The organism is Cyclobacterium sediminis (assembly GCF_054781075.1).
Window position 1 is genome coordinate 1 of the sequence record NZ_BAAGVC010000003.1, and the last position, 13107, is coordinate 13107.

The 13107-nt window shown below is 41.0% G+C and carries 9 protein-coding genes; 4 read left to right on the forward strand and 5 right to left on the reverse strand.

The features are described from left to right. Window positions 1–468: 468 nt before the first annotated feature. The 3 genes from ACYVHJ_RS02405 to ACYVHJ_RS02415 form a co-directional block, all read right to left on the reverse strand. On the reverse strand, window positions 469–2787 hold the full coding sequence (locus ACYVHJ_RS02405) for an alpha/beta hydrolase family protein (RefSeq protein ID WP_460512242.1): 2319 nt from the start codon (window positions 2785–2787) through the stop codon (window positions 469–471). Window positions 2788–2870: 83 nt separating this feature from the next. After that, entirely contained in the window at window positions 2871–4280 is a 1410-nt protein-coding gene (locus ACYVHJ_RS02410) for a right-handed parallel beta-helix repeat-containing protein (RefSeq protein WP_460512244.1), read from the reverse strand. A 22-nt stretch (window positions 4281–4302) separates the two neighbouring features. After that, complete coding sequence (locus ACYVHJ_RS02415) at window positions 4303–7374, reverse strand: PVC-type heme-binding CxxCH protein (RefSeq protein ID WP_460512246.1); 3072 nt, start codon at window positions 7372–7374, stop codon at window positions 4303–4305. Between the two features lie 1813 nt (window positions 7375–9187). On the opposite strand from ACYVHJ_RS02415, the gene ACYVHJ_RS02420 reads away from it, so the two are divergent. From ACYVHJ_RS02420 to ACYVHJ_RS02435, 4 genes are all read left to right on the forward strand, one after another. Further along, the gene (locus tag ACYVHJ_RS02420) at window positions 9188–9475 is read left to right on the forward strand and encodes a hypothetical protein (RefSeq protein ID WP_460512248.1); all 288 of its coding nucleotides are present in this window, start codon (window positions 9188–9190) and stop codon (window positions 9473–9475) included. Between the two features lie 75 nt (window positions 9476–9550). After that, the gene (locus tag ACYVHJ_RS02425; protein WP_460512250.1) at window positions 9551–10618 is read left to right on the forward strand and encodes a TolB-like 6-bladed beta-propeller domain-containing protein; all 1068 of its coding nucleotides are present in this window, start codon (window positions 9551–9553) and stop codon (window positions 10616–10618) included. Window positions 10619–10895: 277 nt separating this feature from the next. Further along, window positions 10896–11123 (forward strand): hypothetical protein, encoded by a 228-nt coding sequence (locus ACYVHJ_RS02430; protein ID WP_460512252.1) that lies wholly within the window; start codon window positions 10896–10898, stop codon window positions 11121–11123. A gap of 20 nt (window positions 11124–11143) precedes the next feature. Then, window positions 11144–12274 (forward strand): TolB-like 6-bladed beta-propeller domain-containing protein, encoded by a 1131-nt coding sequence (locus ACYVHJ_RS02435; RefSeq protein ID WP_460512254.1) that lies wholly within the window; start codon window positions 11144–11146, stop codon window positions 12272–12274. Window positions 12275–12524: 250 nt separating this feature from the next. On the opposite strand, the gene ACYVHJ_RS02440 is transcribed toward ACYVHJ_RS02435, so the two are convergent. Continuing rightward, complete coding sequence (locus ACYVHJ_RS02440) at window positions 12525–12854, reverse strand: type II toxin-antitoxin system RelE/ParE family toxin (RefSeq protein ID WP_460512256.1); 330 nt, start codon at window positions 12852–12854, stop codon at window positions 12525–12527. Further along, window positions 12844–13044, reverse strand: a complete 201-nt coding sequence (locus ACYVHJ_RS02445) for a hypothetical protein (RefSeq protein ID WP_460512258.1) — start codon at window positions 13042–13044, stop codon at window positions 12844–12846. Before ACYVHJ_RS02445 ends, ACYVHJ_RS02440 begins: the two co-directional genes overlap by 11 nt. Between the last annotated feature and the right edge of the window lie 63 nt (window positions 13045–13107).

The window sequence follows — 13107 nt, forward strand, 5'->3', positions numbered from 1 at the left end:
AGCCGATACCTAACGGCTGAGTGAACGCTCTACCCGGTGGCTGAGCGGAGCCGAAGCCTTAGGGTTACGTAAGCGTAATACCTACCCCTTCGACTCCGCTTAGGGTCCGGTAATATGGATGACTTTCTGACAAAATAACACACTGATAAACAGCAATATACCCATACCCCCTTGTCAAGGGGGAGTTGCGGAAATGGGAATTTTAGACTGAATGGCTAATTTGAAATGGGCTGACTTAATGTAAAGTTAGTAAAGACACTATCATTCCTGAAAGCACAAAATCCCTCCGCCGCGGCGGAGGGATAAAAGGGGATTTTTTATGTGAATTGTAAACTTTTCTAGGACNTCAATACCCGGCGGCTGAGCGGAGCCGAAGCCTAAGGGTTACGTACGCGTAATGCCTAACCCTTCGACTCCGCTCAGGGTCCGGTTGATTGGTTTCGTCACTAGATGCTCTACAATACAAACTTATTTAGCATTTTTCAAAAACCTGTCCAAAAAGGCAAAGCTTTCCTTCCCGTTAATGGTATGTCCATCATTAAAATAAGCAATGGTGGTAAAACCTTCCTTTTGAATATTTGCATAATGCCTTCTGACTTTGGCATATTCATAAGCCACCCATTTGTCCGTTCCAACCGCATCCTTATGGCCTCTTTCTACCATAAATGGCCTGGGAGCAATTAAGGCTGCCATTTCAGCATAATTGAATGTATGAGCCAGGTTCCACTCAGGAATTTCATACTCTCCGGTAAAGGGATAACTATTAAAAGCCTCATAATCTGTGCTTGCTACTTTTCGCACCCATTCATTAAAGTCGCCTGAACAAATAGACAGCGCATAACCTTCAACCAGGGCTGGAACCCGCATGGCTGTTTTTCCTCCATAGGACAGGCCATAAAACCCGATTTTCTCCGCATCCACAAAATCCTGCTGTCCCAGCCAGTCTACAATGCGTTGGTGCTGACCTGTTATGATGGAGTATAGGGACAATCCCAATGGATTGGCTTTTCTTTGCAAAACCCTAAAATTATCCTGTCCCCAATATAAATTGTGAGGGGCAAACACCACATATCCCCTATCCGCCAAGTCTGAGGCAAAACCTTTATAGGCTTTATATGCCCTTTCACTTTTGTCTTTTGTCAAAACATCTTTGGGTAAACCTTCTAAACCATGCTGGGTAACCACAGCCGGCAAAGGAACTGATGGATCTATTCCTTTTGGAACCAGTAAAATTCCCCAGGCAAAAACACCTTCCCAAACATCCAGTTTCAGTTCATAGGCTGTCCAAGTATCTGTTTCTGCATAGAATCTCGCTTCGGTATTGTTTGGCACATTTGGGTCGGGCAATCTCCCCAATTCTTCCCATAACCTAGCTCTATGCGCTGATTTTATGGCTTTCAAATCTCCCGAATTGGTGTCAAGCGTCTGCCAAAAAGTATTGTTCCGAATGGTTTCAGAAGCGGGAATAAGTTGCTGCATATGGTTTTCCATAGCTCGTAAAGCCCTTTCTTGCCTGTCTGCTGCATTTGGCCAATGACTTGGTAAGCCAGTGTTTAATAAAGAAGTATCCACTCCTATAAATTCAGCAGCTACCCCCAACTCTTTCAGGAATGTTACCAATGCTTTATCGGATTGCACACTATTTGCTGAATTACTTCCCTCATAAAAACGAAGGTTACTCTTGCCTTTGGGAAGCATTGCTTCTGCCCTTTGCCATTCTGCCTTCACCGAAGAAAGTTCAGGGGTTTGTAATACCCCCGGCGCAACGCCATTCCTTCCTGCTGATGGTGCAGGTGGTCCTGAAGCTTCAGGATACAAAGAATAATCGAGGTTTAATTTCTGCGGCCAACTCATGACCGCCAGCTCGGCATCCCCAAATTTCTTCAGCAAACCAAAGACATTTCTATATATAGGTTCATTCCATATATTTTCTCTTTGGTCAAAATAACCACTTACCAATGAGGCGGAAATCCTGGGATCCAAGGCCGCCGCATAGAGGGACAGCATCCCTCCTTCTCCATGTCCGGCCACACCGATTTTCAGTGGTTTTCCCGTCTGTTCATTTTTTGCTTGGAACCAATCTACTGCTGCCAATACTTTTTGCAATTCATTGCCTATCACATGCCTGCCCAGAATAAAACCTTGTCTGTAAATGTACTCCCTGTGGGTTTGGTTGGTAAATTTCCCTTGTATAGGATTACCTGAAAAAGTATCCTGCCGATTGAGTAACACAGGAACCAACACCTCAACCCCATTTCTTGCCATTTCTGCTACCCTACCAAACCCCGGTTCCCCTTGTCCAATCATACCCGCAACAACCTCAGGTGCTGTGCCTGCATCCGGAACATAGATCACACTGGCCTTAATTTCAGCCTTGGGGCTGATCAACAAACCTTCGGCATAAAAATCTCCAAACACTCCGTCAAACACCTGCCACTTTACTGCAGAGATGGTATATTTTTCATTCTCGAAAGTATAGGGTTGAAGCGCTCCACTTTCCTGATAGCTCATAAAAGGAATGGATCTCTTGTCTATAAGCCCTAAAATCTCCTGCAATTCCTGTCTTTGGGAGGCAATTGATTGATTAAAAGTTGCAGGACTTGTAAAATCCCTTTGCCAAAAATTATTTCTTGTTGCCTTGCTTTCCTGAAGGGCCTGGTCCAAAAACTCCCCTACTCCCTTCATCATGGTATTGGGCAAGTCAAATTTCTCGTCCAACAAACGCGCCTGAAAAGGGAATTCATGTTCAGTTTGGCCCAAACTTTCCCCAAAGACTCCTGTCATCATCAATAAAATAACAAGCCAAATCCTACGCCTTGAAAAGCAAATTACATGCATCTTTCTATTCGATTTTGTTTAAACCTCTGAGGCTAATCCGTTATTTTATTTCCATGTCCACCAATGGTTTGAATGGGTTCAAAGGAACTGTCATCTGGGTTTATGGCAGTTATCAAGCATCCCGAAACCTTGCTATCTGTAACATTGTCTAACAGAAGCCCCACCTTTTCACAACTCAGTAGGCTACAATTCCCAATATTTATACGCTTTGAATCACGCACAACAAGACCCGGGCTGTCCTTGGAACCATAAACCTGCACACCTGAGAAGGTACAATCTTCACTATTGGTGACCAATAACTTATTGGATGGTAGCGTCCCGGAAGGATAATTGGCATTGGCATCAAACAAATTTGATCCAAACACTACATTGCTACAGCCCTCCATCAATAAGCCGTAATCATAACCTTGCCAAATGGTATTCCCGGTAACTACCACTCCCCTGCAATATTGCAAGTCAATATTTACCATCACATCACTCAGCACATTTCCGGTGATGGTTACATTTCCCCAGCGCTCTTTTTCACTGCCAATTCCCGATGGATCTTTTCCAATGATTCGAATATTTGCTGAATTGGGCGCATTGCGGTTATGCTGAATGGTACAACCCGTAATGGCGACTTCTGCTGTTCCAACTGCACTACCTGAGCAATCAATCAGCACATTCGCAGTGGGGGCTTTGTCTGAACCCATATTGCTTTCTATGTCACAGCCTGTGATGTGTATATTTCTGATATTGCCCCCTTTGGTGACAATTCCACCTTCCTTGTTATAGCTGATATGACTTCCCGTAATATTGGATTGGTGCAAATTGACCCCATCATAAAAGACACCAATGCCATGGTTTTCGTAAAGGTGACAATCAGCAATGATTAAATTCCTATTGTTTTCCCTCAGGTGAATGGCATGAAGGGTATGCCTTACTTGTACCCTTGTGATGGTCAACTGCATGGTGCCTATGGCTTCAATGCCTACAGCCGCTTGATGCTGTCCTTCTATAGACAAACCTTCCACAACAGGCATTCGCTCTGAAGACCAAACCTTCTTATCAAATCTCTCCGGATCAGCTGAGCCAAAATGAGTACCTACAATTTTAAATGCCGGACCGGCTCCTGCCATAATCACCTGTGCATCACCATTTCCCCTAATGCTGGCGTACCCCATTTTTGCCAGATCAATTAAAATGGTTTTAGAAATCTTATAATGTCCTTTGGGGAAAAACAAACGATTCCCTGTTGTGGCAACTGCTTTTTGGATCGCTGCTGTGTCATCTGTTTTGCCATCTCCTTTGGCACCAAAATGCTTTACGTTAATTTCCTCACCGTTTAAGTTAGAAGAAAGGTCAACTGTAGACTTCCCAAACAACTGTTGTGCCCCAGCAAATGAGGCCAATGTTGCAGCTGCCACCGCCAAAAATTTTCTCCTTTTACCAGATTTCATCATTTTAAAATAGTATTGGTTTCAATTATTTAACCTGCATCAAATAGGCAAAAAGGTCACTTATTTCCTGATCTGAAAGGGGTTCTAATATCCGCTCTGGCATATAGGTGGTTTGCTGTACTTCCATGGCCGCAATTCTTTCCTGAGACAAAACGGTAGATTTACCCCCTAGTGGTGGTTCAATGGTGACCGTTCCGCCGCTTTGCGTTTTTAGCCTTCCTTCGAGAATTCGCCCATCCGTCGTCACGATTCGTTGAACTTCATACCCTTCTCTGATATCTGCATTTGGATCAACAATATGCAAAAGCAGGTAATCAGGGTTGGATCGATCATAGCCGGTAAGCTCCGGACCTGATATACCACCCTCTCCATTCAGTTGGTGGCAAGAACCACAATTGCTCAAAAAGAGTGTTCGCCCTTTCTTTATATTTTGTTCACCTGTACCAATTAACTTTCCGTAAGCATTGATTCTATTTGTTTTTTCTTCTGAAGTCAACAACTTACTGCTCGGCCATATTCTGTCAGCTCGTGTATTGATTTCCTCATCCTGAAGCAACCTGAATCGTCTGGCAAGGTGATAATCTACGTCATCCGGACTTATTGTTTTGGGCTGTTCGATTTCATTGAAAAAGTCCATCGCCCATTCCTTTCTGCTAGCAAACAAAGAAATGGCAGCTTCCCTCACATAGACATTGTCCCTGAATCCCGGGTATGCCTTTGACAGTTGTTCTCCAATTTCCTTTTGGTTGTAGGATTGCAAGGCATGCAAAGCAGTTTGCTTGATGACAGGAGAAGATTGGCCATTTTTAACCAGATTCAAAAGGTCAGGAACCACTTCATCCTGATTGATTTCTCCTAGGACCTGAATATAGGACAACCTTAGGCCGATTTCCGCATCTGGATCTGAGATGATCTTCAATGCTTCTGCCAAGGCTTTTTCTTCCCTTCGCCTTAAGGCCAGGGTAAGTGGAGAATCACCCAATTCCTTGTTGTTTTTCTCTAATATTTTCAGCAAATTATCTGGAAGGGTTACCATCTCTCTTCCCAATAAGCCTTCCTGAAGTCCTTCAATCAGTATCTTAACATGTTTAGGTGAAGGTGCTTCTTCCAATAATTGGGTAGCCATGGCAAAGTTTTCCTCACCACCTTCCATAATGTACCGCTGCATTAACCTGCCTAGCAGTACCTTTTCCACAATTGGATGTTGCCATATTTTATCATCGGCCATCATGGCCAAAACACCTTCTCTATCCGAGGTTGCTTTTTCTTCCAATGCCCACCAGGTCAACAATGGAATATCAGGGTCCTCGCTATCCTCATGGTTATTCAGCAAGTTTTCTATAAGTGAAAAAGTTTGGGTGGAAGGCAGTCTTTTGGCTGATGCCATCAGCTGTGACCTCACCTCCGGATGTGACTCTTTTGCTGCTAGTTTTTGAAGTTCCTGGAACATGGCCGGGCTAACGGTTTGCTTGTCGCCAAGCAGCCTTACTGTCCACATCCTTACAAAAGGATCCTTGTGATTCAGTCCCATTTTGCCGATTTCATCGTTTATGCCCGCAGTAAGGTTTATGGCCCAAAGGGCTTCCAATGCCTCTTGTTCATTTCCTGTTTCCAACAAATTGATCAATAACGGTAGACTGCTTGGATCTTTCCGGTCGCCAAACTGTCTCAAGGCTTCCTGACGGAACCATTTGTTTTCTTGAGAAAGCAATTGTACCAGCTCCTCATTAGAATAGCTGCTTATATCAAAGGATTGCATGGGCTTGTCTCCGTTCTTGGGGCCTAGCCTGTAGATTCTTCCACTGGTCTTGTGCCAGGTATCTCTTGGATCCACATGGGACAACCGGCTATCGTACCAGTCTGCAATGTAAATTCCTCCATCAGGCCCTAATTTAATATCCACAGGTCTAAACCATTTATCCGTAGTGGACAAAACAATTTCCTTATCCACGTTTTCAAAAGAGGAACCTTTCTCTGTAAATGCAGTCAGTTGAATAAAATTATGTAAGGGATTGATCGCAAACATCAGGTCATTGTAATGGGCCGGCAAAGCAGCTCCCTCATACTTGATCAATGAATGGGTAAATCTTTTCTTCTCACCTTCCAAAGGCATATTGGGCAGGTAGCCAAAAGCATAAGGATTGGTTAAGGGCCCATGTTTGCCCCAGCTTTTGATATAGTAGGCTCCTTGTTTGTAGTAAGGGCCTCTGTCATAACCATTGGTCCCTGAAAACACTCTACCTTTCCGATCAAATTCCACATTGAAGGCATTGTTGCCTCCTCCTTCGGAGAAAAGCTCAAAGACGTTGGTTTCCGGGTGGTAACGCCAAATCGCTTGGCCAAGGAAAGCCACATTTTTAGATACTTTGGAATTGATATTGGCGGTAGTCGTACTTCCCTGAGCGCCGTATAGCCAGCCATCCGGCCCCCATCTTAAGCTATTGGCAACCGCATGGGTATCTTCCAAGCCAAAACCTTCCAAATGCACTTCAGGGTCGCCTTCGGGTAATCCATCTTCATTCTCGTCTGCATAGGCCAATAAAAAAGGAGGACTTAACACCCAGATTTTCTTCCTTCCCAAGGCCACGCCTGTGGTGATATTTAAACCCGAGATGGCATCTGTACTTTTATCGTATTTGCCATCCCCATCCGTATCTTCAAAAAAGGTAATCCTATCCGCTCCTTGGGCTCCTGCCGGTGGGGGATCCAATTTTTTATCAAACTTCACCCGGGTATGGTTGTCAATGGCCGTGATTTTCAAACCTTTGGGGTAAGGGTATTGCTGGTATTGCACCACCCACATCCTACCTTTATGGTCAAAGCTAACCTGTATGGGTTGGGCGATGTCAGGTTCTGAAAGCACCAATTCCAAAGACAAATCCTCCGGAATAGTGAAATCCTTTAGCACATCTTCAGGAGCCGTAGGGGTTGCAAGGCTATCGGTCAATACACCTCTACCCTTGTAATTTTCCATGAAATTGGCCACATCTTCATTGGCCGCAAGGTCCTTGATCCCTAATTCTGACTCTTTCTTACAAGCGAAAATAAGCAGGGGCAACAAAAACCAAATGGATCCCCTTAAATGTTTTAGATGCATAGTAGATTAAAATTGTACCACATGAGTCAATGGAAATTCATGTGCTATTGTTATATTTTATAATTGTATTGAACCAGAGATTTGCTATTGCTTTTCTAATACCAATTGCATTCACGTCCCTAAAAGAACCGGGATTTTCTTACCTAATCTGGAGTGAAATAAACAGCAATTAAATTAATCATATTTAAACAAAAGACCTACAATAGACGCTTTTAGATCAATTTGGGCATGCCTAAATTTGATAAACGGTCTGCACTAAAACCTTAGCCAAAAATTTAAGTTGCCGCAAAGTTATCATGAAGAAGATGCATCCATTATCAAAAGGATTGGAACCTGGGCAAAATACGCTTGGTTAAATCACCATTGCAAAAAGGAAATGTCTCTTACATTTTGGTTTTTCTATCTTACAATTGCGTTTTAGCAGCTTACATTTCCATTTTCCCCACCTACAATTACGTTTTCCCCACTTACATTTCCATTTTTCCCGTCTACAATTGCGTTTTTCCTACTTACATTTCCGTTTTTCCCACCTACAATTGCGTTTTCACGACTTACATTTCCATTTTCCCCACCTACAATTGCGTTTTTCCCACTTACATTTCCATTTTAGCAGCTTACAATTGCATTTTATCCAATTACATTTTCATTTTAGAGGATTACAATAATATTATATAAATACAAACTTGCATTTTTACAACCTATCTATACGCTTAATTATCCCCACCAGGAGTAGATGGCATCTACTCCTTATTATCAAAAGAAAAGTACATCCGGAAGACCATCTGTCGCTTTAAAAAATTAAAAAAACCCTGTTCAACCCGCGTCGGGGTTGAGGAATTCCTGGGCTGGACACCGTCCATGGGTTGCCACCCATGGCTATTGTTGTTGAAGCCCTTTAGGCTTCTTTGGTTACGTAATAATAGACTATTTGAAAGAACTAAATCGTTAGCATCAATCACTACAAAAAAACTAGGTCCTTCACTAGGAGTAGATTGCATCTACTCCTTGTTATCAAAAGACATGTATTTCCGGAAGACCATATGCTAATTGAAAAAACCCTATTCAACCCACTTCGGGGTTGAGGATTTGATCGAGCATTCTCCGTCCATGGGTTTGCACCCATGGCTATTGTTGTTGAAGCCCTATAGGCTTCTTTGGATTTCTAAGGTTGGACTATTCGAAAGAACTAAATCGATGGCATCAATTTCCTCTCAAATCCCAGGTCTGAAGGACCTGAACAATAATAACCGTGAGTGGAAACTCACGGATAAGCAATTAACTATTTTTCCCTCAACCCCGGATGGGGTTGAACAGTGATACGAAAAACATTTTTCTCTTTCGCTAACACGCTTTGAGGAGATTACATCTACTTTTTCCATTTCATATAGTGCAGCATAGTTGAGTATAGTTGCAAACTACACTCAGTCCAGTTCAATAAATTGTACACCACTAGGAGTAGATGGCATCTACTCCTTATTATCTTTAGCGTAATAATAATTCGCTTACAATGCCTGGGCGAAGTTAAATATTTAGAAAAAAGAGATTTTACTTTACCAGTCGCAGAAATAGTTTACAGTTGTAATTTAGTTGATTATTTAAACACTCTTACTTAAATTCAGCCCAACAGCAATAAGTTTCTTTATGAAAGAAAATACTGGCATTACCTAAAAACACAATATATGCTTAATCAAAGATAAAAATTTACTTTTATTTGTTTATATTTAACAAAATAGTTGCAACTATTGTTTTTTTTTCAATTTAACTGCCGTTTAATTAATGTTTTATATAAATCCAGATTAATAGGAAAAAATGGTTGAAAAATTCAAAGAAATTAATGGCGGCTTTTGGCGCAGTAGCTTTTATGCTAGTCGCCGGCTGGCAGTTTGGAATGGGTAGTACGGAAGCACCTTTTTCGGAAAAGGAAGTGGCTTTGGAGAAGGCGATTGCCAGGTCAGGTGGGCCGGGTGCATCAGTAGTTTGCTATGATTCTGAACTAGTAGGAGGTGGTCCATACCGTCATAGGGTATGTGTGAAAGATGGAAGCGTGTATTGTGAATTTGATGATCATGGTGAATATACATTAGGGACGTGCAATTTTTAATTGGATTAAGAGGTGATTGGATCAAAATACTCATAAATAGCCCAGTCACCTCTTAAATATTTTAAACCATAACAAATGAAAATATTTTTACGAATATATATTTTTTCAGCCATTTATCTTGTAATAATAAGCTGTGAGCCAAATAGATTTTCTCAAAATAACCCTGTAGTTTTTTCAAAAAGCAATAAAATAGTAGGGAAACCATCTTTATTAATCCCAATTCATAGTCAAGGGAACGTAAATCTTCTAGTAATCGATACTCTTTTAATAGTTCAACGCCGTGAAGAACCATTTTTTCAAGTCTATAGTACCATTTCTTCTAAAAGTGTTGGAAGTTTTGGCAAACTAGGAGATGGTCCATCTGAATTCAGATCTCCATATTTAAGTAATCAAGTGGGCTATAATCAGGAGGGTGTGCCCGTAATCACGGTCTACGATCATTCTTTATATAAGACTACCCAAGCCAGTATTCTTCAGTTTATAGAGGATAGTGAGCATATTCAAGGTGAAAAATTAGATATAGGTTCTGATTTACTGCAACATTTTTATTTTCAGAATGAAGATTTTCTGTGGGCAACAATAGAAAATGGAGGTCGGTTTAAGCGTTATGACTTCCGAAAAGGTGAATCAAAAATAATCCCTTATATACCAAAACCTGATTTTATAATAGAAGAAGAGTTGTTGTACCCTATATATCGATCAGCTGTTGCAGTAAACGAAACGAAAAAACTGGTTATTGCTGCTCCAATTAAGCTTGGACAAATTGACTTTTTTGATTTAGATGGAAATTATTTGAGGTCTACCTACTTTGAATCTTCAGATCTCCTTAAGAATATTATTACCAACTCAGACCAACTGAAATCTCTTTGGGAGTCAAAAATGTATGTAGTGGATTTGACTGCAAAAGAAGAGTATATTTATTGTTTAAGTTATGATAATCCCTATGGCCAATCAAGGAATCCTGATATAAAAACAAATTCAAAAATATTGGTATTTGATTGGGCAGGAAATCCGGTAAAAGAGTTCATATTAAACGATGGCCGTTTTGTTCAGTCATTTGCCGTTGATGAGATTAACAATACCATTTACGCCTATTGCCCAAATGAGAAGGAAAATAATTTGGTTATCTACAAACTTGATTGAAAAGCCAGTTAAGCCCCTGCTAGGAGTAGATTGCATCTACTCCTTCCTATTAAAGCGTATTTAAAATTTGTTTACAAAGCAAAGTCGAAGTTATATACCGTATCGGAAAGAGATTTTACTTATTATCTTCACTATCAGAAATGGCATACAGTTATGCTTGAAATGATTGTAGGTATCATTATTCGAACCCGAGATATTAAATACATAGTTGTGATTATCAACTTAATTTTTTAAATTTATTAGCGTTCTATTTAGAGTTTTACATTTATTAAAAAAAGTGGTGGCTTTTGGGGCAATAGCTTTTATGCTAGTCGCCGGCTGGCAGTTTGGAATGGGTAATACGGAAGCACCATTTTCGGAAAAGGAAGTGGCTTTGGAGAAGGCGATTGCAGGTTCTAATGAATATGGAGGGATATGTTGCTCGTGGAATGACTCCTGTCAGCACCCAATTGGGTTGAAATTTGCAGACTCCATTTGGGTGCCAAATGATGATTTCTGTATTTAACTAAATTTTAATAGAGTAGGATGCAAAGGTGTCCTACTCCCTTTCAACTTGATTTTGAAATCAATTCTCAAGAAATGATGCGCAATAAATTAACCCTGCTAGCTGGATTTTTGGCTTTAGGCTTTGCCTGTTCTCCTACACCGGATGAAAATGAAATCGAAGAAATCGTTGTTTTTGATGAAAAAGACCTTCCGGATCCGATAGCCTTGGTCGGGAAAAAATACAATTTCCCCAACATAACAAACCCGAGAAATATTTTGTGTTTGGGCGATTACCTGGTGGTAAGTGAAAGAAGTAATAGAGATCTTTTGCATATCCTTGACATAAAATCCGAAAAATACATCCGCAGTACAGGGAAGAATGGCCTTGGTCCGGGAGAAGCAACCCTTGTTTGGAAATTGGAACCAGCCTCTGAAAAGGATAGCTTCTGGTGCTATGATTTGGAACAAACTTTTTTTTCAAAGTACTCCGTTAATGAAGGAACTTCCAAATTGGCAGAGAGCCAGTTGAGATTGGGAGAAATCTTCAATTATGTAGCTGATTTGACCTGGGCATCAGATACCAGCTTATTGGTAACGATGGTGGATGGTAACGATAAGTATTTTGAGGTGTCGCTGCAAGGGGATACGTTGGCCGCCTACGGTACCTGGGACAGTATGATTGATCGCAAAGATATTCCTTATAACGTGATAAGCAGTATACATCAGGGAAGATTGAAAGCCTCACCCAATAAACGTAAATTTATTGCTGCCGGATCAAGGCGGGATTTTATCGATATATTGGACAAAGCATCAGGAAAGATCCTTTCCATCAGGGGTCCGGTGGATGAAGTTCCCGAATTTGACGTAGACTACAGTAGGGGCTATCCCATGGCAGCTATGAACATGAAAACACTTACGGTAAAGTATTTAGACAGTTATGCCGGGAAAGAACGAATATACGGTCTTCACCTGGGTAAGAGCTTTCGAAATATCAGTGATCCGGACAAACTGAACCGGATGTTCGTTTTTGATTACCAGGGGAAAATAGTAAATCAGTATTCGCTAGACTACCCGCTAACCGGATTTACCGTGGACGAAGATAATGGTATCATCTATGGACTCACCGTAGATGCGGAGCCCAATGTTGTTGCTTTTAAAATTCCTGATTAAGCATGTGAATTTAAACAGATTTGATACTAGGTCAATCCTTGTTGAAAGCGATACCTTACCGTCACTTGCTAGGAGTAGATTGTATCTACTCCTTATTATCAAAAGAAAAGTATATCCGGAAGACCATCTGTTGCTTAAAAGAATTGATAAAACCCTGTTCAACCCTCTGAGAGGATGAACTTTAAGGTGCAAAATATTTGGAAAAAATCAATGTGCCACTTTGAATTTGAACCAAAGGTTTTCTATTTCTTTACAACCCAGCATTATTGATCAATTCGATGATCTGTTCCTTGGTCAGATTTTCGAGCTGACTCTTATCATAGATGTGCAACAAATAAACTTCCCGGTCTTCGGTCACAATAAAGGTGATCACCCTTGCTCCTCCAGACTTCCCTTTATTCTTTGATGATATCTTCATCCGAATCTTATAAAGGTTATGTCCAAGACGAATACCTAATACAGGGTTTTCGACCAGGGTTTCAATCAGATGTTGTAAGTCGGTTTTTAGGGAAGGATACTTTTTGACTAGTTTTTTAACCAGCTTTATAAACTCAGGCGTAGGGATTACCTTATAACTCATTGAGGAAGTCTTCGGTCGATTGCTTGGGTAGTTTTCCTTCCTTCATTAGTTTTACTTGTAACAGACTATTTTGCAGTTCTTCCAATGCCTTTTCTTCGCCATCTTCCACCTTCACATAATCCAGGGTTTTGATGAACTCTAGGAAAACTTCAAATTTATTGTCTGCGATATTGATCGTTAGCTGCTTCATATTATAATAATCCTTTGGCTTTATAGCTACCCTTAACTAGTATTGATAAACGAGCACATAAAC

What these genes read in the sequence shown, in the direction of transcription:
- ACYVHJ_RS02405 (WP_460512242.1), bottom strand. Translation starts at nt 2,787, where the DNA reads ATGATGACAGGAGTCTTTGGGGAAAGTTTGGGCCAAACTGAACATGAA.
- ACYVHJ_RS02410 (WP_460512244.1), bottom strand. Translation starts at nt 4,280, where the DNA reads ATGATGAAATCTGGTAAAAGGAGAAAATTTTTGGCGGTGGCAGCTGCA.
- ACYVHJ_RS02415 (WP_460512246.1), bottom strand. Translation starts at nt 7,374, where the DNA reads ATGCATCTAAAACATTTAAGGGGATCCATTTGGTTTTTGTTGCCCCTG.
- ACYVHJ_RS02425 (WP_460512250.1), top strand. Translation starts at nt 9,551, where the DNA reads ATGAAAATATTTTTACGAATATATATTTTTTCAGCCATTTATCTTGTA.
- ACYVHJ_RS02435 (WP_460512254.1), top strand. Translation starts at nt 11,144, where the DNA reads ATGCAAAGGTGTCCTACTCCCTTTCAACTTGATTTTGAAATCAATTCT.
- ACYVHJ_RS02440 (WP_460512256.1), bottom strand. Translation starts at nt 12,854, where the DNA reads ATGAGTTATAAGGTAATCCCTACGCCTGAGTTTATAAAGCTGGTTAAA.
- ACYVHJ_RS02445 (WP_460512258.1), bottom strand. Translation starts at nt 13,044, where the DNA reads ATGAAGCAGCTAACGATCAATATCGCAGACAATAAATTTGAAGTTTTC.